The sequence below is a fragment of the Brevundimonas sp. ZS04 genome, assembly GCF_001956865.1.
GTDB lineage: Bacteria > Pseudomonadota > Alphaproteobacteria > Caulobacterales > Caulobacteraceae > Brevundimonas > Brevundimonas diminuta.
The window spans coordinates 292,629-316,808 of the sequence record NZ_MTHE01000003.1 but is presented as its reverse complement, the minus strand read 5'-3'; the positions used below and the strand labels follow the sequence as shown (position 1 = coordinate 316,808).

The window sequence follows — 24,180 nt, the reverse complement described above, 5'->3', positions numbered from 1 at the left end:
GCCGGGACTGGCGTAGGTATGTCCCTCGCCGAAATAGGTCAAAAGCCCCGCTTCCCGATTGCGACGGTAGAGGGCGCTGAAGAGGGTGCTCATGCGCTGAGTGTCGAGGTCGGACTCGATCAGCAGGGCCGGAGTGCGAATGGCCTCGGCCTGATAAAGAGGGCTGGTTTCGACGTAAGCCGCCGGCGCAGCTGCGAAATCGCCGATCGATGCTTGTCCCGTCTCGCCCCATCCAACCATGCGCCCAATGGGCACGCCTTCCTCGGGCGCGACCCGGTAGAACGGCGGCAGTTGCATGGACAAGCTCAGATCCGGATAGCCATTTGAGGCGATGACCGCGCTGAACCGATCGCTCTGGGCCGCAGCGCTGAGAACGCCGTAGCCGCCGAAGCTGTGACCGATCAGGGCGACCCTCCCAGGATCGACGAGCCCGAGATCGCCGGCGGCGTCGACCGCAACGAGTATTCGCTCTGCGATCCCCGCGGCCGGGCGGCTTTCGCCCGGCGCGAGCGGGAGGCTAACGACGAGGACGGCGTAGCCCGCAGCCGCGATCACGGCTGGATTGTTCTGCAACCGGGTTCCTCCGGGGAGGAGCGCCGACGGCGCGGAACGGGGGGCCGTCCCAGGATAGACCTCGACCACGACGGGCAGACGGGTGTCGGGGGCTGCGCCGGGAGGAAGGAGAAGCCAGCTTGTCAAAGGTTCGCCCGCCGGACCCGGGTGAGGCACGGGCACGATGCGCCCCCAGTCGATGTCGGACCATCCCTTATTGAGCGCGATAAGAGTCTTAATCCCCTCTACCGATCTAAGACGAACCTCGCTTTCGCCCTGTTTCGTCTGGCGGGTGACAAGGAAGTCAGCGTCCGGACTGGCCGCGAGGACCACCTCGTCGGGCTCCATCGGCGAGAGACAGGCTGGCGTCCCGTTAAGGCGTGACAGACAGGCCTGATCGACCAGGGTGCGAGCTCCCATATCCCGGGGCGAAGGGTTCCACCGCACTGGATTGCCCATATCGACGATCTGCCCCTGGTCGCGAAGCTGCCCGCGAGCGAGCAGCGGACTGTCCGGCGTGAAGCCATAGACGCCGTCAGAGCGTTGGATGGCGGCGCGTCCGTTAAGCTCAACAATCCGTTCCGAGGGCTCCCGGACAGGAATAAGGTCAGAAGAGGCTGAACCGGGACTGGCCCAGACGCGGGCGCCGTCAGCGGTCCGGGCCTGAACAATCGGCCGGCGGCCGTCCCAACTTGCAAGAGGAATGGCGACGCCGTCCCAGGTGCGCTGAACCCAGGGGGTTAGAGGCCCCAGATCAAGCGCCCTGGCGCGTCCATTCGACGATACAGTCCAGAACCGCCCGTCCTTGTCGAAGTCGCCGCCAAGGGGACGGCCGAAGACGATGAAGGCGTCGGACGCGGGCGACCAGGTCATGAGGTACATGGCCAGATCCTGGTCGGGCAGTGGAGCGCGCACGATGCCGCTGTCGAGCGCTACGAGGCTCAGACGTCCCCGGCGGATAGGGTCGCCGACCCGGACCGGGCGATCCGGTCGGGGTTGAAGATCTTCGGCGTCTTCCAGAAGTGCAGCGTGGCGGCCGTCAGGTGAGAGCCTGAGATCAAACCACTCCCCGCGGGCCAGCATTCGCGGCGTCCTGGCGAGGATGTCCAGGACGACAAGGGTGGACGGCTCGGCCTGGGTTCGGGACTGCCGGGTCTCGCCGCTCGGGATGTAGACGGCGCTGGCGCCATGACCGCTGGCGGCCGTGCGCCACAACTGCTCCACGCGTTTCTGGACCTTGAACCCGACCCGCATGGCGACAGGCGGATCGTGACGCGGTCGGGCGATGAAGACTAGTTCAGTGGGAGATCGCCAGGCGACAGTTTGGCCGAACTGGATCATCTCCGGAGTGAACGGCGTCCAGAGGATTTCGCCGGTGGCGAGTGTAAGCACGCCGAGCTGAAGATCGTCGGCTGTCACGCGAAACACGACCATGCGGGCGCCGTCGGGCGAGAAGGGGCCCGACAGGTGGCCGGCCTCGTGGCTGGGCGAGGCGAGGCGGATCGGCGCCTGATCCTGTGCGACGCGATGAATCTCCAGATCGGTCAACATGGCGCTGACCATGGTTGACAGATCATAGGACCCGGCTTGGTCATAGGGGCGCCGATGCTCGATCGCGACCCATTCCCCATCGGGACTGATGCGGGTCGTTCCGATGTCCTCGTGACCAAGCAGATCATCGATCGAGAAGGGGCGGGGCGTCTGGGCCGCGACCGGCCATGCCGTCGTGGTCGCCAAGGCTAGCGCGAGAAGGGAGCGCCGCATCACCAGGCCTTCGTCAGTTGCAAAGAGACGAAGCGCCCCATCACATTGGCGTTGGCGGCGTCATAGGCCACGCCCTCCGGTGCGTCATAGAAGGGCGGATCACGGTCGAACAGGTTCTGCACCGTAAAGGTGAGACCCGTTCCGGCCAGCGGACCATGGTCGGGCGTGAAGCGGACCGCGAGGTCGGCGGTCGTCCACGAGCCGATGCGCTTCCCGATCAAGTCCCGATAGGAATTGACGAAATTAACCGAGGACGAGACGGACCAGGGGCCGCGCGACCATGAGGTTGAGCCGCGTCCGCGCAGACCGACTGGAAAGTTGGGCCGGTCTAGCTGGGAGACTGCGGCGGAGGTCGGGGTCGGCTGCGCGTCGAACCGTTCGAGCCACGTCAGGTTCAGGCCGAGATCGAAAGCATCCGCTCCCCGGCTGAAGCCGTAGTCGATATTGAGGTCGGCGCCTTGAATCTGGACGCTGGCCGTATTGACGTAGCGGGCGTCGACGATGGTCCCATAGGATGAGGCCGGAAATTGGTCGCGCAACCCGGTCGTGGGCAGATCGAGGATGGCCTGGATAGCAGCGAGATCCTCGCTGTCGGCGGGGTTCAGGGTTCTGACGAAAGGTGCGAGAGAAGGATCGCTCAACACCGTCATGATACTTTCTAGGGCCGGCTGGCCGATCCGGTTTTCGAAATCGGTCCTGAAGCCGTTCACGCCGAGACGCAGTCCGGGAACAAGGTGCGGACGGATTTCGAAGCCGAGGGTCCAGGTGTCGGCCTCTTCGGGCTGAAGGTCAGGATTGCCGCCATAGAGAATCATGGACAGGATCTGCTGCGAGCCGCGTGGAAGGATCGAGGGGCTGGCGCTGGGCGCGTCGTGAACCTCGCGCAGCGCGGGCGCTCTGAAAGAGCGGCCGTAGTTGGCCTTGAGGCGCAGCGCATCGACAGGATCCCAGAAGATCCCGACCTTGGGGCTGGTCGTCTGGCCAACGTCGGCATAGTCCTCGAACCGGGCCGCGAGCGAAAGCTCGAGTCGTTCCAAGCCAGCACGACGGTTGTTGGCGCCGAAGACAGGGACGCGGACCTCGCCGAAGGCCGCCGCCACCTGTCTTTCCGTCCTGACCGCAGCGCCGATGGTGGGGGCGAGACCGCTGCTGAAGCCGGTGGACTGCCGTTTGAAGGTCTCTTCGCGGAAGGAAAGGCCCGTCGCAAGTCGGAGCGGCCCGCCCGGAAGCTCCAGGAGAGCGCCGGAAACCTGGAAATTGGCCGATGCGACGCCTGTCCGGCTGTAGGCGCGCGAGTAGCCCGAACTGATGAAGTCGAGGACGGCGGCCGTATTCACCGCCTCGTCGCCGAAGGGGTTCAGGTATCCGTCCCGCAAAGGACTGAAAGACGTGGCGGGATTGTCGGCGATCGCCCCGAGCGCTTCTCGCAGATAGGTGGACTGAAGCGCTCCGGAAGAGCCGGTCCGGCTCTCCTCCGAGGCGTAGGCGACATAGGCGTCGATCCGCCAGTCGTGGGACAAGTCGAAGGCGCCGCCCAGGCTGGCGCCCAGGCTCTCGACCTCGCCGAAGACGCGCGGCGGAGCAATCTGACCCTGGAAGGAATAGGCTATGGTATGGGAGCGGGCTCCCGTCGGCGAGACGAAAAAGGGGTTTGCGTCGGTCACCGTCAGCAGGGCGCTGATCGGAAAGGAGTGGGTTTCATAGTTGCGCTTGCTGTACCGGGCGTCGGCTGTGACCTCGAGCCGATCGCCGAGGCCCTGGCGCCAGAGGGCGTAGCCGCTGTGCCGGGTCTGCCGCGGCAGGACGTTGATGCCGGCGCGCAGGTTTTCGAGATTGACCTGCCCGGGCAGGAAGTCGTCGGGCTGAAGGCCGACGCCTGATTGACCCGGCGGTATGGCCCAGGCCGGAATATAGCCGCCTGACGCCGGATCGAAGACGACGATGTTTCCCGGATTGCTGTAGAATTGACGGCGATCAGTCCCGCCGCGCCATCGGAGATCGGAGTCGCTCGCCAGCCGCCTCTCCGTTCCGGAGAGGGCCTCGCGATCATTGTATTCATAGGTGAGCAGGGCGTTGCCGCTGCTCCAGCGACGGCCGAAGGTCTGGCCGAACTGGTATTCCCCACTGACCCCGTCGCTGGTGTTCCCGACCCGAATCCGCGTTTCCGCGCCGTCGTAGTCGTCCCGCAGGATGATGTTGACCACACCGCCCACGGCGTCGGCGCCATAGAGGGCCGAGGCGCCGTCGAGAAGGACGTCGACCCGCCTGATCGCGGCCGTCGGAATGGAGGAGATGTCGGCGAAATCGCCCTTGGAGCCCGTGCCCGCCATGCGGCGGCCGTTGATCAGTACAAGCGTGGCGTCGCTGCCCAGACCGCGAAGATTGACGCCGTTGGCGTAGGTCGAGTTGGTCCCGGAGCGATCGGCGCCGTTGTTAAGGGCGCCCTCATTGGCGGTTCCGCCGAAGTTCTGCGGCAGCGCGGCGAGCAGCTGGGCCACGGTGGCCCGGCCCTCGCGGTCCATCTGGTCCCGGTCGATGCTGACCACGGGCGAGGGGCCGTCGCCGACACCCCGGATCAGACTGCCCGTAACGACGACGTCGTCCACCACGGTCAGTTCGTTGTCGGTCAGCCCGGCGCGCGCGTTCGGATCGTAAAGCACGTAGACGTTGGGGCGGGTCCGGCGGAATGCCAGCCCGGTGTCGCGCAGCAGCGCAGCCAGCCCCGCTTCTGCGCTATAGTCGCCCTGAAGGCCGGGAGAGGTGCGGCCCTCCACAAGGGCGGCAGGATAGAGAATCTGGAGGCGGCTCTGCTCGACGAAGACGCTCAGGGTCCGGGCGAGAGGGCCGGCGGGCGCATCATACCGCCTCACGGCGTCCGCGCCCTGGGCCCAAGCCGGCGCGACGCAGGCTAAAAGGGCGGTTGATAGTGCTGTCGTCGTCCCCAATCCGATACGCATGATCTTCCCCGTTTGCTCCTCCCGCGTGGTGCGGGACGGGCAGAGACGCCGGGAAGGCGCGGGTCCCCTAACTCCGCCTAAAGATTATTTTCCTCAGGTTATCGGCGCCTCAAGAATGATGGCGCCGTCGGCGCCCGTGGATGCTGTGACGCCGTAGAGGTCAGAAAGCGCGGCGATGAAGGCGTCAGTGTCGCCTGTGTCGAAGGCACCGCTGACGGGAACCTGCGCGATGCCCGCGTCCTTCAGTTCGATCCGACGGTCGCTGTACCGGCTGACCTCAGCGATCGCCTCCTGGATTGGCGTCGCGGCGAAGATCAGCCGTCCCGTGGTCCAGCTTGTTTCACGGGCCGCGTCGACCGACTGGACCTGCGGACTTCTTCGGGCGGTGACGACCTGCTGGCCCGGCGTCAAGGACCAGGCGGGCTTGGATGTGCCGGAGGTCCCTACGTCGACGCGGCCCTCGATCAGGGTGACCTTCGCGCCCTGGCCCAGCTTCCGGACATCGAACCGCGTGCCGACGGCGGTGACGGTGGTGTCGCCGGCGGCGACGATGAAGGGGCGGGCCGGGTCGCCCTCAACGTCGAAGAAGGCCTGGCCGGAGACCAGGATCACGGATCGGCGGTCTGAGCGCAGGCGGACCTCCACCCGGCTGTTGGTATCGAGGACGACCTGGGATCCGTCGGCCAGACGCAGGGTACGCTGCTCGCCGACGCCGGTGGCGTAGGCCTGCGGCCGGTTCAGGGTCCAGACCGAGACCAGCCCTAGGGCGGCGAGCGCCATGGCGCTCGCCGCGATCGGCTTCCACAGGCGCGACACCATGTGGCGGGCCCGCACCCTCGGCGGGGCCTGGCCCAGGGCTTCCGCCGTCAGGGCGGCGATGTCGGGATCCTCGGCAAGCGTCCGACTCGTGTCCCAGGCCTTCTCGACGCGCTCGTAGGCGCGGGCATTGTCCGGGTCTTTCCGCCATTCGAAGAAGTCGTGGATATCGGTCGTCGACACGCGCTTCTGACCGAGACGGGCGAACCATGTCGCGGCTTCGTACCGCCGGGCGTCCCGTTCCTTATCGATCGTCATCCCGCCTATCCGTCCAGTTGCTCGACGCAGTGCTGCAACGCCTTAGACATACGCCACTCCACCGCCTTGACGCTCAACCCGCGGGCGGCGGCGATCTCAGGATAGCTCATACCGGCAAAACGGCTCAGGACGAAAACTTCACGGTAGAGGGGGGGCATGGTCAGAACCGCCTGCTTCATCATCAGCGCTTCGACTTGGTCGGCCGCTTCGCCCGGGTCGGCGGCTTCCGTAAAGGGCTCTGTCGTTCCCCGTCGTTTGCGTCGGCGGCTCTCGTCCCGGACCACGTTCATGGCGATCCGCAGGAGGAAGGCTCGGGGATGCCGGATGAGGCCTGCCGAATAGGGGGCGGCGCGAATGTAGGTTTCCTGAACCACGTCTGCGGCCTGATCCGGGTCGACGTGGGCCCGCAGCCTGCCGTCAAGCCAACGTGCATACTGGCGATAGAGGGCGTTCAGGCCCTCCAGCGCATCCGCTTTCAATTCCTTGACGTCGCTCACGTCGGTCTCCCGCCTCCAGGGCGGGCCGGGAATCCCGTGGGTCTTGGTCAGCCATGATCATCCGGACGCAGGACACAGCCTGCGCCAGGTACGACGACAGCTCACGCAGCAATTGCGCTTTCCAAATCCGAGTCCGCAAAGGGGATTCCAAGCCCCTGTCGGCGCCAGGGCCGACGCCCGAGCATGAATCAAACCGAATCCGGACGCAAGGCGAGGGGGTCGGGCGTTGGAATCCTCGCGGAACGAGGCCCGCTATCTACCAACGGAGCGCTGCCCTGCCCGAAGGGCCCCCGGCTCCAGCTCCGCGCCTGTTTCGCGGCGCCCGACGCCCAATCCTTAGGCGGGGGCCGCTCCGGGTTCAACTATGTGATGGAGGCCTATTCCGCAGAGAAGTTGCGGTCTGACCGCAACTCTTAGGCGTAGAGAATCGCCGTTATCGCCGTGTACGGACGGAGCAGCAGCCGGTGGGGGGAAGGAATGGACGCCAACCTGAACAGCCAGACCGCATGGCCGGTCACGCCCGGATTGAGCCCGCGCGAGCTCGAATGTCTCGCTTGGGTCAGCCAGGGCAAGAGCTCGACCGACATCGGAGCCATATTGGGCCTGTCAGCTCGCACGGTGGATAGCTATCTCGAGAAGGCAGCGTCCAAACTGGGCGTGCGTACGAGGATAGAGGCGGTGGCTGTGGGGGTGAGGCGAGGTCTCATCGAGGTGGACTAAGCGGAGGGTAGGCCTTGAGCCGCCGTTCTTCAGTCTGTTGAGGTTGATCTAGACGTGGAACTGGCCTGCAGCTGGGGCATCCGTCGAGATGGAATGCTTATGAGTTGTATGTGTAATTTTGTTCCGCCTTAGAACCTTCCTGGTTCCTCTACATATTGTTGCAGGCGAAGCAGGACCCGGCGCGTCTGGCTCGACGACAGCTTTGACTCATCTCGGGCCGCCGGTGACGTCCCGCTTTCGGGAGGGGTGGGATCTATGCTCGTCCTGGGTATCGGCGCGTTCTCCCCATTGGCGGGTGGGATCTCATGATCGGAGGTCCGTTCTTGCAAATGCCGCTCCACACTCGTTCGCGATATCAATCAGCAGTTGTCGCCGGGGCAGCACGCTGTAATACAAGCTGCACCACCGGGCAGAGAATAGGTCCGGCCAGCCTTGCATAGCTCTGCAACACTCGTTTTCGGTACCTCACTGAAGTTGATGATGATCGTTCAGGAAATCCTTCAGCGCGTCGAACGTCACTACGCCACGCCTGGCGTCGGACCGCTTATGCTGTCGTCTCTGGGGCAGGATTTGCGGAAGCACGGCCTCTGGCCCATCGAGAACGACAAGAGAAGCCTTGCTGCTTTCCTGAGCGAGGAGATCGGAGCTGTCGTCCTCAGATCGGATCCCACCGCGACTGCTTATGTCGTGGTTGTTCCCAAAGGCCAGGAAGCTCTCGCTGACAAGGCGTTTGAACGCAGACGAGGTCAGCAACTGCTAAAGCGACTGCCGCGGGCACTTTTACTCGCATTCTGTGTCGATACGAATGCTCCGGTCAGCGTGCGACTGAATCCCGCGCCGCTGCGATATGTGGTTGGCGATTTACCCGACGAAGTGGGTGAATGGGCTGCCGTCGAGGCCAATTTCCGGACGCCAGGGCTCTTTGTCCCTGAGGATCGCGGGCTTCCTGTGGCGGACGCCGACTTGCTTCTAGCTCATCTAACGGCTTGGGCGGACCTCCATGCGGTGGACCTGTTCGAGCTGGCAAGCCGACCGGCTCGGGAGGTTGCGCCACCGGCCGTGCCGGAATTGGCGGCAAATGCATTGGAACGCCTCTATGCCGCTCAGGCAGAGGCGCTCCGGGACAAGCTGGTGGTCCCGGTCGATATTGCATTGCTGTTGAGCCGCCAGCCGTAGCGATGGTTCGCGCGCGGAACCGTAAGGCAGCTGCCACGAGGCAAGGCGGTACTGATCTGTGTGTGATCGCAGGTCTGCCCAGAGCGATCTTGGGCAATGTGATTGAGCGGCTTCAGCAGCGCTTCCCCAAGCGGACGTTCAAGGGAACGCCAGCGCGCCAGGAAGACGGCGTCCTCTATCCGCCGGATATGATCGAGAAGCTGCTGCACGAAGTTGCAGACTTCGCCATTCGTCGACGATCATCTGGCAAGCTGAGTGATCCCGCACCGCGATCAATCATCCTCGCCTATGTGCCCGCCGCAGACGATGAACGACTTATGTCGGCCTTCGATTTCAGCGTCATGCCGGCTCCCTTGGCAGCTCTGGCAGCCTACGGAGGCGACAAGGGTAGGCAGTATCGCCATTCCGCTGATGCAGCGTTTCTGGCGGTGGAAGACGCGCTCGGCGAGCGGGGGATACCCAAACTCAATCTCGACGAGGTGAAGCAACGCGTCGCCCGATTGGCCAACGATTCCGAAGTTCTGCTCTTACCTCCTGAGAACTTTCGCCTCCACGATCGTGACCGTCTGAGCACGTTGTTTCGCAGCTACCGCCGCGGAGAACGCGTTGCGGCCGACCGATTTCCGGAGCTCCAAACGCAACGGCTCAGTTCAGCGGATATTCGAAGGCTAGGGGAGGATGTCCGGCACTGTCACGTGGACGCGGACAAGCGTGCATTCCTCATGGCGCATCCGGCAGCCTATGATGGTTCTGAGTGGGAGCTTGAGGAAGAGAAGGCCAAAGCTGCAGCGATCAAGCCGGTTTTGCGCAGCCTCTATCGCTTCGGCGCCCCCCTGCCGGACGGCTTTCATCATGACGTGCAGTTCGCCGATGGTTCGGCCTTTGCGAACAGCTCGTTCGATTGCTTGCGAAACGGGCTTGTGCGCTACACCTGTCCCTACGTGAACGTATATCCCGACGACTTCGTACGTCCTGGGAAAGCCAAGCGTGCACGTAAGGGAAAAAATAAAACGCCGCGACCTATCGGATAGGTGCGGCGCGATACTCGTTTAAGCCTAGTCTCCACCAGCCGGTCGACAAGGAAAACCCTGCCGTCCCACACGACCGGAGCCGAAGTGGGAGGTTCCTGAGAACCGTCGGATCTCGAGGCTTATGCCCCGGAGGCTTTCCCTAGCCTGCAGGCTAGGGTCACCGTCGGTGTGCCATAGGGCACGAGGAAACTCTTAGATAATCCGCGAATGCGGTTTCTCAAAGTTTTAAAATCGACGATTTCCGCTGCATTGGTCATTCCTGGCACCACAAAGTCGGAGAAACGTGGGTCAAATTCGATCATGGCTCTGACGCGGATTTCCCGAACGTCGGCTGCAGCCTGCGAGATCGTCCCTCCACTCGCCGTCTGGAAGGCGATGTTTCCAGTGGAGTTTTTGTGCGCAGTCCAAAGCCTCTAGTCGCCTCTACATTTTGCTGTAGGTGAGCGGGACTGATTGCGTCAGGCTTGATGACCGCTGTTGACTCAATGCGGTAGTTGGAAAGGTCTGCTCTCGTACGTCGGAGTTGACTTAGATTTTTGGGTTCAGCTGTACCGGAACTGACGCATAGGCATCTTTTCCCGCGACATTCACGTGAACAAAGGTGGTGAGGCCGGAGGTGAGATCGATGCTTGTCGCTTCAGGCCCGAAGCCGCGGAAATGCGTTAGACTGAGCCGTTCAATAAACATCGTACTAGACCTCCCCCTTGGTTATGGGGCCAGCGCCAACTTGCCCCTGATCGGCGGCCTGACGGCAGTAGGCGCGCTGAAACGTCAAAAAGCCAGAGGTCCCTGGCGCGCCCTTTTCAAGCGGGTGGCGCGACCGCTGATAGCTTCGAAAACGGCGTGTGACGAAGTTCGATCTGCGATCCCGGGGGCATGTGCGGAAGCGGTTACGGACATGGACCGGCCGCCACCGATCAGAGATCGCATGGCTGGAGAAGCGGTCGGGGGTGGGCTCTATTTTGGCGCCCCCGCCGATACGACAGCCTTCAAGCAGTGGTTGGTCGGGACGCTTCACGCCTGAGAAAGTCCCGCCATGCGAAGGGATCGATTTCTGCGAACCGTGTGGCGATTCAAGGGGGCTTCGAACCTTCGCGTCAAAGGGCGGCGATGGTGCGAACCTCGGCCATGAGCAAGGGCGAAAGGCCCAGGACTTCCAAGGGGCGGGTGCGAAGCCAGTTCAGGGCACCGGCCGGGTCCAGATCTTTGCGGATGGACAGCTTATTCAGCTTCATGGCGGTCACTCGGGAAAGGCCCAGGGAAATGAAGCTGATCATGGTTCGATCCGATGCGCCAACCTCGAGATAGAGAGGCAGGGACGGAATGCTAGAGGTCAGATCGCTTAAACCCGCCTGATCCAGGCCGTGAACGAGCAAGGCGCTGTAACAGCCGAACAGGCGGACGGCCTGGAAACGAATGTCCCTTTCGATCAGGTCCAAGGTGGTCCTGATGGTCGTCCGGACTGGCTTCCTTTCGTTTCTCTGAATCTGCTCGTCGATGATCAGGGGAAGAGGGTCGCCGATCATCCAGCGCTTGGCGATGACAGCATGGAACCTGTGAAGGCCTCCCTTGGTGTCGATCTCCAGAATGATTTCGTGGCAGAGCTGGAGTATCTTCGCATAGGACTTGTAGGCGTCTCCTTCGCGGGGATGAAGCGGTATCAATCCACGAGCGGGGGCCGAGCCTTGTGCGATCACGCCCGCCAGCCGATCGAACAGGCGTTGCTGCTTGTGCGCTGAAATGCCGGGCGTGCGACGCAAGACCTCTGCCGGCAAGGTGATCGTCTCCCGGGCTGCCTTCAAAGCTGTTTCAAGGTTGACAGTTCTTGGCGTGTCGGCCGAGACGCCTGCGCGTTCGAACGTGCGCCCCAGGTCATTGTCCTGAAAGTCAGTGTAGAGGCGCACGAACGTGGTTTCGAGGTCGGCGACGTCTCGACCCTTCGCCGGGGAAACCCCTTTGATGACATCCAGCAACTGATCATGATGGTCGTTGAGGCTGGACTGGATCGCCGGCGTGACGACCGAATCCTTGGGGCCATCCAGAGGCTGCTTCTTCCATTTCTCGTAGTCAATCAGGAAGATGTTGCCCTGGAACTCTCGCTTCAATCGTCCGGCCCGCCCGGCAAGATTCCAGAAGTCGGTTGATTCAAGAGGGTGGGTTCGCCCCTTTTCCGGCGCGAGCATGAAGATGTTCTTGGCTGGGAGATTGACTCCTTGGAGCAGGGTGCTGGTGCAGACTAGGAAGTCGATGTCGCCGGAAGTGACCGCTGCTTCAATCGCCCGGCGCAACTGGGTGGGAATGTTGGCGTAGTGAAAGGCCACCCCCGATTTCACACATTCCACGAGCGCATAATTGGCGTGAACCGCTTCCTTGGCCATTTCTGACAGTGCGATCCGGGTTTCGGTCGGCGGACGATCGGCGAGAAGCTCAGCGAGCTGCAGGGCGACGTTTTCCGCCTCTGCCGGCCCGTTGGCGTAGATGATGTTGGAATGCCCTCGGCCAAGCTCGACGGGGATCCGGGCCAGCTTTTCCATTCGCGATGCGAGAGCATGGCCCAGCTCTAGCCGCCCGAGCTCTCGCGGGGGGAGAGAGCCGTCACCGGCGGTTTCGACAAGAAGCCGGCCATTGGCGGCGGACTCGACCGTGACCACCAGGAAGTTCTGCGCGACAGTGGGTTCGACGGAAGAGAATTCGACCACATCCTTAAGGCCGAACAAGCGTCCGAAGACATCCAGATTGCGGATCGCGGGACTGGCGAAAAGAACCTGGGCGGCTGGATTGCCCTTCAGGAGATCATCAATCACCCATTGGAGAAGCACGCCGCGAGCGCCGTCGGAAATGGAATGGGCCTCATCGACGATGATGATGTCGGCGCGGAACGCCGGATGGGAGGTCAGCGCCAGTTGGACTCGCTCCTGAGTCATAACATAGATGGCGCGGCCGGAAAGGGCGCTGTCCGGATCGACCGGCACGGTGATGATATCGGGCGCTGACGGCAGGTCGCGGCCGAACATCCGAGACAGATCGTCGGAGACTTGGGCGATCAGGGCGCGGGTCGGCACGAGATAAACGACCGTGCGCGGCTGCGGGTCTTCGAAGAGCGAGGATAGATAGCCCTGCAGGACAAAGGACTTTCCGGCAGATGTCGGCGCCGCAAGGGCGATCCGGCGGCTGCTTGTCAGATCATTCCACAACTCTTGCTGAAAATCGGTCAGGAGGACCGACTGGCCGTTGATGACGACCTCATGATCCTCAGCCGCCGCCATTTCTTCAGCCGCTAGGGCGAATGGTAGGCTAGCCCGCGCCGCTTCGACTTCGGCCCGCGTCCCGATCGAGGGAAAGTTCCCCAGACGCATGAGAACGACACGCAGAGCCTGGTCCAGGGGAGCGTGTTCGGCGCCGAAGAGTTCATAGGTCGAGGTTGCGGCGCGGAAGGCGGCGCGGCGATGATCTGCGACATCGGAACAGGCCAGAATGGCTGCCGAGCGCATCAGTCGGGTCGCCTCAGATAGCTCGACGCTCCTGGGCTCCATGCCGCCGATCTCTCGGGTCAGGGACGCCAATTCCATTCGGTGGGCCGCGTCGTGGAATTTGGGATTTGACCAGACCTTGGTCGCGAGTTCCTGAATCATGACAGCCAGCCGATCCGCTTTTGGAAGAGGTCTCTGAAGTCCTGGACGGCGGGAAGCGGAAAGAAGAAGAGTTCGACCTCCTGCGCGGCGAGGCCCGCCGATTTGAATGCGGCTGAAACCTTGGGTGCGACCTCGGCAAGCTTGGCTCTGGCGAGGTCCCGGAAGGCCTCTTCTGCCTTGTCGCCAGCGGCCGCCGCGGCTTCGAAGCCGTCGAAATCAAACCCGATCAGACAGGTGACGACATCCTTGCGGTTATTGTAGGCCTCCTCGTGCGGGTCGAGATACCTGAGGAGGGCGGCCTTGCCCTTGTCGTCCAGGCCGGCGAAGTCGAGGTTGCGCTGGACCAACTGCAGCTCATGACCCAGTTCATCCTCTCCAACGGATTTGGCGATGGAGGTCGCGGCGGCGGAGATGGCTGCCCCCACGTCCTGGTAGAGTTTTGACTCGCCCCAGTAGAGAAAGAGGCGTTCGGTGTCCGGGCAGTAGCGGACATGAACGCCGTCCGCCCCATGGACCGGCATCTGGGGGTTGGTCTTCAGAGTCATCTTAGCGATGACCTGCGGCGCGCCCAGGATCCATTCCGTCAGAAGATAGAGCAGAAGCTCGCCCGCTTCGCCGTTTCGATTGGTCGCCCTGTGAGCTTTGATGAAGAGCTTGGCTGCGGCGTCGTTGAGCTGGGTGGCGGCAGCCAGGAAGTCGTCGAAGGGCAGGGTGGCCTGCTTGGCCTTCAGGTCGTCCACCTCTTTCCGACTGAGGGCGAAGTGGGGAAGGCTGAGCCAGATCTGATCCACCAGTTCCCGGACGGTAGTCTTTGCCTGCCGGAAGGAGGGGAAATGCAGACGCAGGGTCACGCCCGATCCTTCGCAAGCCACCTCATGCTGAAGCTCGCGGATGCGGGGCGCCAGCTTGGCGTAATCCTTGTGCAAGGCCACTAGGACCGCATGAAGATCAACGGAAGATGCTGGATTGATACTGCTCTGGCTCAAGGCGTCCGCCGGGGGTCTGATTGTTATGGGTTCCGGCGCTGGAGGCGGCCGGATGAGGAATGTCTGGAGCGAGGGCGCGAACTATCGCTTGCCCGTCTTCGCCCGCCCCCAGTGAACCAGGAGCCGGCCGCCAAGGACCGTGCAATATATGGTCAGGCCGAAGGCGAAGGCTTGGGTCAGCAGAAAAGCCGCCTTGACGGCGTCGTAGCGGCGAGAGGCTGGCGAACAGGTGAAGACCTCGCCGATGATGCTGATGATCTCAGGCAGAAAGATCAGAAAGGTCAGGGCGCCGCCGAGCATCAGCGGAAAGGCCTTGGACCAGAAGGCGACGCCGAGAGCGTTCCGCGTTGGCTTGAGGTTTTCAGGAATACCCTTGGTCGGCCGTTTTAGCGCATCCATGACGGGCTGGTGCCAGACGCTGAACAGGATGGCGAGCACAGCCAGGAGGAGGCTGGCGGCAGCGATCAGATCCGACAATTCTTGAGGCTGGGTCACGGCTGGGGCTTCACATCAGAGCCGTAGGTCTGGCAAAGCAGCGTGTAGGAGGCTGCCGCCGTGGTGTAGACGGAGACAGTGCCCTGTTTCTTGCTGATCCGGACGTGGTCGCTTCTGTCCCGTGCGAGAACCCGGTTCATCGCCTCGGCGAGACTGGCGGAAGGGATGGAGATCTCCACCAGGTCGTCAGCCCATTCGGCGTCATCCATGACCGCCTTGCCTGCGGCCTTCATCGAGGCCTCCAGACGCGTGCGATAGCGGGTCATGGTGTTTCGAATGAGGGTGCGGCTGGCCGGCAGGGTCAGCTGGAAAAGACCTGCGACCGTCTCTTCGTCGGGGAGGCCGTCTATAAAGACCCGTTCCGCGAGAAGCGCGAGACGCAGCTGGCGTAGTTCAGATCCGCTCGCCGGGGCTTCGCGGGCGAGGTACATGGCGACATATTCGTCGACGGCCGCCTGGGCATGGCCCTGCAGGTCCTGCTCGATATTGGCGGGCGTTGAGCCTATGGCCGCGGCCAGCGCCGGCAAGTCCGTAATCGGGATGTCGATTTCAAGATTGATCTTCACAAGAAACTCCGATCGACGCCGGGTCCGCGTCGGCAGTATAGGGCCTTGCAGGCCGGCCGCTATTTGGGCTTGTTGACATTGTCCCTAGTGGAGGCGTCTGGGTTGTCGCGCGCGTATTCGCGATTGTTCACCTTGACCACATGAGCGCCGGGATGTTCGCCGCGTTTGATCTCGGCGACGATGTTGCGACGGGGGACGTTCTTTCGCGCTCCCACGTCATAGTGTTCATTGCGGCCGCCCGGCCCGTCGTTCCTGCCCTTGATCCCAGTTATGATCGCTCCCCGCCATTAGAACAACAATGTTATCCATTATGCGGTGGTGACGATCAAGCCCGGGAGGAAGCCGGCGTCTTCATGAAGGCGGGCGGGAAAAGACATCGTCTGTTATGCGGCCGGGGAGAGCGGAGAACATCAATCTCGCGCCAGCCGTGGGCAGGCCGTCAGCTTTTCCCAGCCCTGCCGAATACTGGATGCTCGTAATGCGCCATGATCGCAGGCGCCTTCTAAGCGCAATCGCCGCAACCGTGCTCTTCTGGCTATGAGCCCTGAGCCTAGGAGGGTGATCCCGGCGATAGCTGCCGCGATCTGAAGGTAACGCCACGGCGTCTCCGCTACGGGAAGAATATGCAGCAGCATTCGTTCGTCGTCCCGGATTGAGCTGGCGATAATCCACGGCGGGGGCGGCGCGCAACGTCTGCAATGGGCCGATTTCGGTCTTGGGTGTCTGCGCTGAAAGCGGATCTGCGCGCGAGGTTCGGAATGTCGCCTTTCGGACAGCGCGGTAATGACCGCTCCTGGCGCTTTGAAGCCCTTGCTGCCGGAGGATGGCGACAGATCGGCAATATTCTGCGCGAGCATTTAGGGTCTGGGGGCTCTGCATTCGTCTCTCCACTCGTCGCCTGTAAGGCGATGTTTCCAGTGGAGTTTTTGTGCGCAGTCCGAAGCTTGTCGTTTCCCCTACATATCGTCAGTGGAAATCCCGCGATCCCGGCAGGATGCGTACGTCGCGCGGGTGCCGGTGCGGCGGCTGGCGCGGCGGTTGCGGATGGGCGACGATGTCCGCGCGGGCCAACTGCACGTTGGTCTCATGATCTTCTGACAGGCGGGACAGCTCGGCGCTGCGGTCGAGGATGCGGCGGGCGACGACATGGACGACGCCCTCGGGGCTTTTCTCGACCACGCCTTCGACCTGCATCAGGCGGGCGCCCATGACCTCGCGCCGGAACTGGTCCAGCATCCGCGCCCAGAGGACCACGTTGGTGATGCCGGTCTCGTCCTCCAGGGTGACGAAGACTGCGTTGCCCTTGCCCGGCCGCTGACGCACGAGGACCACGCCGGCGACCCGCACCAGGGAGCCGCCGCGTTTGGCTTCGGTGGCGGCGCAGGTCAGGACCCGCTCGGCGGCGAAGACGGGGCGCAGGATGGCCATGGGGTGGGCTTTCAGCGACAGGCGGGCGGTCTGGTAGTCGGCGGCGACGTGTTCGCCCAAGGGCATCAGAGGCAGATGGGCGTCGGGCTCCGCGCCCAGTTCCCGGGCGCCGCGTTCGCGCGCCTCGGCGGCTGCGAACAGGGGCAGGGGATCGTCGGCGGGCAGGCGGCGCACCGCCCATAGAGCCTTGCGACGATCCTGGCCCAATGAGTGGAAGGCGTCGGCGTCGGCCAGCTTGCGCATGGCTGCGGCGGGCAGTTCGGCGCGCAGGGCCAGGGTTTCGATATCGGCGAAGGGCGCCTCGGCCCGCGCCGCCGACAGGGCTTTGGCCCACTCCTCCCTGAAGCCGTCGATCTGGCGCAGGCCCAGACGCAGGACGGGAGCGTCCGCAGGCCCCTCCAGACTGTTGTCCCAGTCGCTGTGGGAGACGTCGATGGGACGCACCTCGACGCGGCCGACCTCCTGCGCCTCGCGCACGATCTGGGCGGGCGCATAGAAACCCATGGGCTGGCTGTTCAGCAGGGCGCAGGCGAACGCCGCCGGGTGGCGGTGCTTGATCCAGGAAGAGACATAGACCAGCCGGGCGAAACTGGCGGCGTGGCTCTCGGGAAAGCCGTAGGAGCCGAAGCCCTTGATCTGTTCGAAGCAGCGCCGGGCGAAGGCCGGGTCATAGCCGCGTTCGACCATCCGTCCGACCATGCGCGCCTCATAGGTATGAAGGCTGCCGTCGCCGCGGAAGGTGCCCATAGCCTTTCGCAGGCCGTTGGCCTCGCCGTCGCTGAACTCGGCGGCGACGATGGCCAGCTTCATCGCCTGCTCCTGAAACAGGGGCACGCCGAGGGTCTTGTGCAGCACCTGTTCCAGTTCGTCGGGCGGGCCGTGATCGGGGGAGGGCGAGGAATAGACGACCTCCTCCAGACCGTTGTGGCGACGCAGATAGGGGTGAACCATGTCGCCCTGGATCGGACCGGGGCGCACGATGGCGACCTGGATGACGAGGTCGTACAGGCAACGTGGCCTGAGCCGCGGCAGCATGTTGATCTGGGCGCGGCTCTCGACCTGGAAGACGCCGATGGACTGACCCCGGCACAGCATGTCGTAAACGGCCGGGTCCTCGCGCGGGAGGGTGTGCAGTTCCCAATCCTCGTTTTCATGCGCGCGGATCAAGTCGAAGGCCTTGCGGATGCAGGTCAGCATGCCGAGCGCCAGCACATCGACCTTCATCAGGCGCAGGGCGTCGATGTCGTCCTTGTCCCACTCGATGAAGGTGCGGTCGGGCATGGCGGCGTTGCCGATGGGGACCATCTCGTCCAGACGGTCCTGGGTCAGGACGAAGCCCCCGACATGCTGGCTGAGGTGGCGGGGGAAATTCAATAGACGTGAGGCCATATCGACCGCGCGGGCGATCATGGGGTTGGATGCATCCAGTCCCGCCTGAACGACGTGGCGATCGCCGATCTCGGTCCCCCAACTGCCCCAGTGGCTGGAGGCCAGACGAGCGGTGACGTCTTCGGTCAGGCCCAGAACCTTGCCGACCTCGCGGATGGCGCTGCGGGGACGGAAATGGATGACGGTGGCGGCGATGCCGGCGCGATGGCGACCATAGCGTTCGTAGATATGCTGGATGATCTCCTCGCGCCGCTCGTGCTCGAAATCCACGTCGATGTCGGGCGGTTCGTTCCGGTCCTCGGACAGGAAGCGTTCGAATAGAAGATCAGACTCCATCGGGTCCACCGAGGTGATGCCGAGGACGTAGCAGACCGCCGAGTTCGCGGCCGAGCCGCGCCCCTGACACAGGATGCGCTTGTTACGCGCCACGCGGACGATGTCGAAGATGGTCAGGAAATAGGGGGCGATATCCTTGCGGGCGATAAAGGCCAGTTCCTTGTCCAGCAGGGCCTGGACCTTGTCGGGAACGCCGTCGGGATAGCGCATGGCGGCGTGACGCCCCGTAAGCTCTTTCAGCCAGGCCTGTGGCGTCCAATCGGGCGGGACAGGCTCTTCCGGGTATTGATAGCTGAGTTCGGACAGATCGAAGGTCGCACGCGACAGGAAGGCGTTCGTCTCGGCTGCCGCCTCGGGCGCGTCTTTAAACAGGCGGGTCATTTCTTCCACGGGCTTCAGCCAGCGTTCGGCGTTGGCTTCCAGCCGACGTCCCGCTGTCTCGATGGTCGCGCCTTCGCGGATGCAGGTCAGGACGTCCTGCAGGTCGCGGTCTTCGGGAGCGGCGTAGAGGACATCGTTCAGCGCCAGCCAGGGAAGGCGAACCTTCTCCGCTATGGCCTTGAGCCGGGCCAGCCGGCGTCGGTCGTCACCACGCCGGTGCAGGGCCACGCCCAGCCAGACCGCGCCCGGCGCCGCCTCGTTCATGCGGGTCAGCACCTCCTCCAGCCCTGTCAGCCGGTCCGGCGGGACGAGGATCAGCAGCAGGTCCTCAAGATTGGCCAGCAGGTCGCGCAGGCCGATCTCGCATTCGCCCTTCTTCGCCCGTCTGTTGCCCAGGGTCAGCAGGCGCGTCAGCCGACCCCAGCCCGCTCGTGTCTCCGGATAGGCGATGACGTCCGGCGTTCCGTCGTTGAAGACCAGCCGCGTCCCGGTCAGCAGGCGGAAGTTCGCCGCGCGGCGCTTCACCTCTTCGGACAGGGCCGGATCGTTCAGCGGGTCCTCGATGAAGGCGATTTCGCCGGGGCTGCCGCCGTCGCGCATCCTGTCCGGCGGGGCCAGACCCTCGACGCGTATCTCCTTCAGCGCGCTCCAGGCCCTCACCACGCCCGCCACGGTGTTGCGATCGGCCAGCCCCAGTCCGGCGTGGCCGCGCAGGATTGCCGTCAGCACCAGGTCCTTGGGATGCGAGGCGCCGCGCAGGAAGGAGAAGTTGCTGGCCGTCGCCAGCTCGGCGTAGGCGCCGCAAGGGTCGAGCCTCCTCATGCGAACAGGCCGTGGATGAACCAGCGTGGTTCGGGCGTCTCGCCATAGAGGCCCTGGCGAAACAGCCAGAAGCGACGGCCGTCCCGGTCTTCGACCCGGTAATAGTCGCGGGTGCGCTGGTTCGGCGCGCGCCACCATTCGCCGCTGATCCGCTCGGGCCCCTCGGCGCGCGTCACCTCATGCAGGACGCGGCGCCAGCGGAACTTCAGCGGATAGCCGTCGGGGACCTCGGCCAGGGTTTCGACCGGCTGGGGCGGGTCGAACATCTGCAGGGGCCGCAGGGGCGGATCGTCGGGATCAAGGTCGGGCCAGGTCTCGTCGCCATGACGGGCGGCGGCCGGGACCAGCCGCGCGGCGCGTTCGGGAATGTGGGAGGCGAAGGGCTCGAACCGCAGCACGGCCTCGGGTCCCAGGCGCGCGGTCAGCCGGTCCACCAGACGGCTAAAGGCTTCCTCGCCGGGCGTCTCGCGTTCCAGTCCCTGCTGGGTCGGCGCCAAAGCCTGGGTCCAGGGCACGGACATCCGCATCTGATCGAAGCCGAACCCGGGGTCCAGTGGGGCGGCCAGTGTCGCCATCCGCTCGCGGAACAGCCGCAGGGTCGCGGGGGCGTCGCGGGTCGGGCGGCCGGTGCGAACGACGATGCGGCGCGTTTCGCCGTCCACGCGATAGAAGCCGGCCTCGAAGGCGCGGCCGCCCAGACCGGTCTGATCCAGCCTGTCCATGGTCTCGATCAGCAGGTCGGACAGAACCCGCTCCACATCCTCGGGCGCGGAGATCGGCTCGAAGAAGACGCGGTCGATTACGACGGGCGCGGGCGGGCGATGCGGAGTGATGCGCATGTCCTCGTCGCCCAGAACCCGGGCCAGTCGGGTCGGGAAGTCGGCGCCGAAACGGGCGGCCAGAGGCGCACGGGGCCGGTCGTCCAGGTCGCCCAGTCGTTTCAGGCCCAGGCGACGCAGGGCCTCGTCTTCCTTGTCCGATAGCTCCAGGGCGGCGACCGGCAGGCGACGCGCGGCGGCGCGGTCCTGGCCGGGTTCGAACCGGCCGCCGGAGCCGAAGCGGGCCAGGGCGCGAGCGACCTGGGGCGTGCCGGCCAGCGCGCATCGTATCTGAAGTCCGGCGCGTTCGGCTCGCGTCTGGACCGTCCGCATCAGGCCGGTCTCTCCGCCGAACAGGTGGGCGCAGCCGGTCACGTCCAGCATCAGGCCATGGGGCGGGTCCAGCGCGATCATGGGGGTGAAGCGACCGAAATCCTCCAGAACCCGCCCCAGCAGGGCGTCGTCGAGGTCCGGTCGATGGGCGACGACGCGCAGGGCGGGGGTCCGCGCTCTTGCATCGGCCAGGGCCAGGCCAGGGGTCAGTCCCGCTCGGACCGCCGCCGGATCGACGGCGGCCAGCCGTAGCGCGCCCTTGATCTTCTCCGCCAGGACGACCGGCGGCGCATCCTCAGGCGGCGCGCCGTCCCGCTGCTCCTGACGCCGCAGCCGGTCGCTGGGCAGCCAGGGGAACCAGACCGCCAGATAGCGGCGCGGGCGGGCGGAAGGTTCGCTGTTCACGATCCCACTCCATGATCCAGGTTCCGGTCCCCCCGCCGCCGCGCCGCCGCAGCAGGGTCGCCGAAAAAGACGGCCGCCCCGGCGCCCCGGCCTCCAGAGGTTCGGAGGCGCAGGACGCTACCGACCATCGGGTCTCGGCCGCGCTGGGGCAGGGCAGGGCGCCCGCTCGCGCCATGAACAGGGTCGCGCCGCCCGTCTCGGCGGCCAGAGCCAGTCGCCGGCTGGCCGTCAGGCTGAAGGCCTTGGCCTCGCCCCAGGCGCTCAACAGCACGGCGCCCACGGCGGGACTGCGCAGGGCTTCTTCGCCGACGGCCAACAGGGTCTGCACGTCGCGCGTCCGCACCAGCAGCAGGTCGCGCGGCGACAGGCCCATCTCATGCAGGCCCGGACCATGCGGCCGCCCCGCCTCCTGGGCCATCATCTCATGCAGACCCCAGACGACGGGTCGCCCCGCCGCCGCTCGCAGCGCCAGGCCCAGCCCAAAGGCGTTGACCGCCACCGCGTCGGCGGGGGCGGCGGCGCAGAGATCGTGCAGAACGCCCGTGGTCAGCGGCGCAAAGGCGTCGTCGCTTCCCGCGCGCACGCCCGCGCCGACGCGACGGCCGCCCCGATGCAGGGCCTCCAGGCGAGTCTTCAGCGCCGCCAGAGCGTCAGGTTGTGAACGGGTGTTCTCCATATGTTCTATATGCGCGCCAACCCCCTAGGGGAGTCAAGCGGGGCTTTCGGAAAGGTCCGCCCGCCTCATGCTCGGTCGCATGATCACATCGATAGTTAGGGGAAAGCGTCTTTTGAAACGTCTCTCCACCGTCGTCCGAAGACGATGTTTCCAGTGGAGTTTTTGTGCGCAGTTCAAAGCTTGTCGTGCCTTCGCCAGTTGACGCGTCCGTTCCGAGAAAAAGAGGGCGTCCGCCGCTCCCGATCGTCACTCATCCAACTGCCTTGTGGGAGGTTCATGATGACCCCCGGGACTTCCACGCCGCACTGGATCTCCAGATCCGCCGGCATGGCGAGAACTCACATCGCCTGCACCGGGCGATCGTGGTCGCCGGCGGGCTGACGGACCGGACGACCCTTGCGGCCTGGCGGCGAGGCCTGAAAGTCCCGCAGACGCCTGCCAGCCTGAAGGTCCTCGATATCATCGAGCATCGCTATCGGTTGGAGACCGGCTATTTGCGGTCGCGGCTGCAACGGCGTCGTGCGCTCTCCGGCCTGTTGCCGCCGGAGGTGCAACATGCGGAATCACGTCGTCTGGCCTGGCACCTGCCGGATGACTTCGATGAGAGGTCGGCCGAAGAGCGGGAGGCGATCCTGACCTGGGTGCGCTCGACCATCCTGTCCGGCGGCACGGCTTATCATCGTTATCATTCAACGGTTTCGAAGCATAGGTTCGCGCTTCGCTTTGACGGAAGCGGGCCGTCCGACCTGGCAGCTCCTGCACAGCTCCGGGCCGAGATGGACGCTCTTCTGCGGTTCAAGTCGGCGACGCTCACGGACATCGGCTATCAGCGCTCAGGCGTATGGGGCGCGGAGACAGCGGCGCAGCGTGAGGAGCATCTGGCTCTGCTGTTCGGCGCCTTGGCCGCTCTGCCTGACGACGAGGTCAGCGGCCTGGGGGTGCCCCGGGAGGACCTGACCTTCGGGCTGCTCGTCCTGCCGATAGTCTGGGACTGGTACGTGCAGTGGCGCGAGCGACGCCGGGGCTTCTTCACCGGCTGGGAGAGCGAGATGCTCCTGCTGGGCGCGGCCTTTTCGCGTAGCCAGACCGGCTGGCTCCGGCAGAGCCCGTGGCTGGCGGATCGGCTCCGACCCATTCCCGGCCTTGTCGCGCAGGAGGAGATCGATCGAATTTGTGGGGATTGGGACGGCGCCTGCGAGGAGGTGCATCGTCATGCCCTGGCCAGGTCCAGGGAGATCGAGCGGGTCGCACGTGTTCATCGGGATCCCTTTGAACCCATCCTGCCCATTCTCGAAGCGGCGAGCCCTGTCGGGGAGTATCGCAAGATCACGGAGGAAATCCTGCGCCGCATGCCCGAAGAGAGACGCTATCCCCGGGCCGCCGCGGAGGCGGTTCGGTCCTTTCTTATGCTGAGGCTGGGCCTGCACCTCGGGGTCCGGCAGAAGAACCTGCGACAACTCCAATTGCGTCCGCGGGGAAGCCCGCCGACGCCCGAAAGGGAACTGGAGGTCCGGCGGTGCGGCGAACTGCGCTGGAGCGAGAGGGAAGACGGCTGGGAGGTCTTCATCCCCTGCGTGGCCTTCAAGAACTCCGGCTCGACCTACTTCTCCAAACGCCCGTTCCGGCTTCTATTGCCGGACCTCGGCGGATTGTATCGCTGGATCGACGCATATGTGGGGCGCCATCGACCGGCCTTGCTGAACGGCTCGCGCGATCCAGGCACCTTCTTCGTCAAGACCGTGAAGACCTCGAGCCGCGACGCCGCCTACAACCAACAGACTTTTTACAGCGCCTGGCGCCAGGTGATCCAGCGGTATGGGATCTACAACCCTTACACGGGGAGGGGGGCGATTCCGGGCCTGCTTCCCCACGGGCCGCACAATGTGAGGGACGTCTTGGCGACCCATGTGCTGAAGCTGACAGGCTCCTACGAGCAGGCCAGCTACGCCATCCAGGATACGCCGGCCACGGTCGCCGACCACTACGGGCGCTTTCTCCCCCAGGACAAAGCGGCGCTGGCGGCTCAGGTCCTGAACCGGGTCTGGGAGGTGGCTTAGGTGAGCGGAGGGAGCCGGACGCGGGCGACATTTTCAAGGGCCAGCCTCAAGAGGGGAATACTCGCCGTAGAGGAGGCCGGGCACA

15 protein-coding genes and 1 pseudogene are annotated in these 24,180 nt (G+C 64.6%); 4 read left to right on the top strand and 12 right to left on the bottom strand.

Annotated elements, in window-relative coordinates; all coding sequences use genetic code 11:
• Positions 1–6: 6 nt before the first annotated feature.
• The 4 genes and pseudogenes from BJP32_RS17635 to BJP32_RS06240 form a co-directional block, all read right to left on the bottom strand.
• A pseudogene (locus BJP32_RS17635) lies at positions 7–900 on the bottom strand (alpha/beta hydrolase family protein); the annotation flags it as partial.
• 1,415 nt (positions 901–2,315) lie between these two features.
• A complete protein-coding gene (locus BJP32_RS06250) occupies positions 2,316–5,273 on the bottom strand; it encodes a TonB-dependent receptor (RefSeq protein ID WP_076223314.1) in 2,958 nt (985 codons plus the stop codon).
• A gap of 93 nt (positions 5,274–5,366) precedes the next feature.
• The gene (locus tag BJP32_RS06245) at positions 5,367–6,347 is read right to left on the bottom strand and encodes a FecR domain-containing protein (protein ID WP_076223313.1); all 981 of its coding nucleotides are present in this window, start codon (positions 6,345–6,347) and stop codon (positions 5,367–5,369) included.
• A 5-nt stretch (positions 6,348–6,352) separates the two neighbouring features.
• Positions 6,353–6,844: an RNA polymerase sigma factor gene (locus BJP32_RS06240; RefSeq protein ID WP_076223311.1), complete on the bottom strand. Its 492-nt coding sequence runs from the start codon at positions 6,842–6,844 to the stop codon at positions 6,353–6,355.
• 477 nt (positions 6,845–7,321) lie between these two features.
• Here BJP32_RS06240 and BJP32_RS17815 point away from each other — a divergent pair, with 477 nt between their 5' ends.
• The 3 genes from BJP32_RS17815 (at position 7,322) to BJP32_RS17090 (ending at position 9,771) form a co-directional block, all read left to right on the top strand.
• Positions 7,322–7,564 carry a response regulator transcription factor gene (locus tag BJP32_RS17815; protein ID WP_083673899.1) on the top strand — a complete coding sequence of 81 codons (243 nt, stop codon included), beginning with the start codon at positions 7,322–7,324 and terminating at the stop codon, positions 7,562–7,564.
• A 477-nt stretch (positions 7,565–8,041) separates the two neighbouring features.
• Positions 8,042–8,740, top strand: coding sequence for a hypothetical protein (locus tag BJP32_RS06230; protein WP_076223310.1), 699 nt, complete (start codon positions 8,042–8,044; stop codon positions 8,738–8,740).
• A 62-nt stretch (positions 8,741–8,802) separates the two neighbouring features.
• Positions 8,803–9,771: a hypothetical protein gene (locus BJP32_RS17090; RefSeq protein WP_143255430.1), complete on the top strand. Its 969-nt coding sequence runs from the start codon at positions 8,803–8,805 to the stop codon at positions 9,769–9,771.
• Between the two features lie 119 nt (positions 9,772–9,890).
• Here BJP32_RS17090 and BJP32_RS17085 read toward each other — a convergent pair whose 3' ends face one another.
• The 8 genes from BJP32_RS17085 to BJP32_RS06180 form a co-directional block, all read right to left on the bottom strand.
• Positions 9,891–10,073 (bottom strand): hypothetical protein, encoded by a 183-nt coding sequence (locus BJP32_RS17085; protein ID WP_143255429.1) that lies wholly within the window; start codon positions 10,071–10,073, stop codon positions 9,891–9,893.
• Positions 10,074–10,868: 795 nt separating this feature from the next.
• Positions 10,869–13,403 carry a DEAD/DEAH box helicase gene (locus BJP32_RS06215; RefSeq protein ID WP_076223306.1) on the bottom strand — a complete coding sequence of 845 codons (2,535 nt, stop codon included), beginning with the start codon at positions 13,401–13,403 and terminating at the stop codon, positions 10,869–10,871.
• Positions 13,400–14,389 (bottom strand): DUF1837 domain-containing protein, encoded by a 990-nt coding sequence (locus BJP32_RS06210; RefSeq protein ID WP_198935260.1) that lies wholly within the window; start codon positions 14,387–14,389, stop codon positions 13,400–13,402. The genes BJP32_RS06215 and BJP32_RS06210 overlap by 4 nt, the downstream gene beginning before the upstream one ends.
• An 81-nt stretch (positions 14,390–14,470) precedes the next feature.
• Complete coding sequence (locus BJP32_RS06205) at positions 14,471–14,884, bottom strand: hypothetical protein (protein ID WP_076223305.1); 414 nt, start codon at positions 14,882–14,884, stop codon at positions 14,471–14,473.
• The gene (locus tag BJP32_RS06200) at positions 14,881–15,450 is read right to left on the bottom strand and encodes a hypothetical protein (protein ID WP_076223304.1); all 570 of its coding nucleotides are present in this window, start codon (positions 15,448–15,450) and stop codon (positions 14,881–14,883) included. Before BJP32_RS06200 ends, BJP32_RS06205 begins: the two co-directional genes overlap by 4 nt.
• A gap of 966 nt (positions 15,451–16,416) precedes the next feature.
• The gene (locus BJP32_RS06190; protein ID WP_076223300.1) at positions 16,417–19,806 is read right to left on the bottom strand and encodes an error-prone DNA polymerase; all 3,390 of its coding nucleotides are present in this window, start codon (positions 19,804–19,806) and stop codon (positions 16,417–16,419) included.
• The gene (locus BJP32_RS06185; protein WP_143255428.1) at positions 19,803–21,362 is read right to left on the bottom strand and encodes a DNA polymerase Y family protein; all 1,560 of its coding nucleotides are present in this window, start codon (positions 21,360–21,362) and stop codon (positions 19,803–19,805) included. The genes BJP32_RS06190 and BJP32_RS06185 overlap by 4 nt, the downstream gene beginning before the upstream one ends.
• Positions 21,253–22,038, bottom strand: a complete 786-nt coding sequence (locus BJP32_RS06180) for an ImuA family protein (protein ID WP_076223296.1) — start codon at positions 22,036–22,038, stop codon at positions 21,253–21,255. The genes BJP32_RS06185 and BJP32_RS06180 overlap by 110 nt, the downstream gene beginning before the upstream one ends.
• 263 nt (positions 22,039–22,301) lie before the next feature.
• Between BJP32_RS06180 and BJP32_RS17625 the strand changes: the two genes are divergently transcribed.
• Positions 22,302–24,095, top strand: coding sequence for a hypothetical protein (locus BJP32_RS17625; protein WP_143255427.1), 1,794 nt, complete (start codon positions 22,302–22,304; stop codon positions 24,093–24,095).
• The last annotated feature ends 85 nt before the right edge of the window (positions 24,096–24,180 follow it).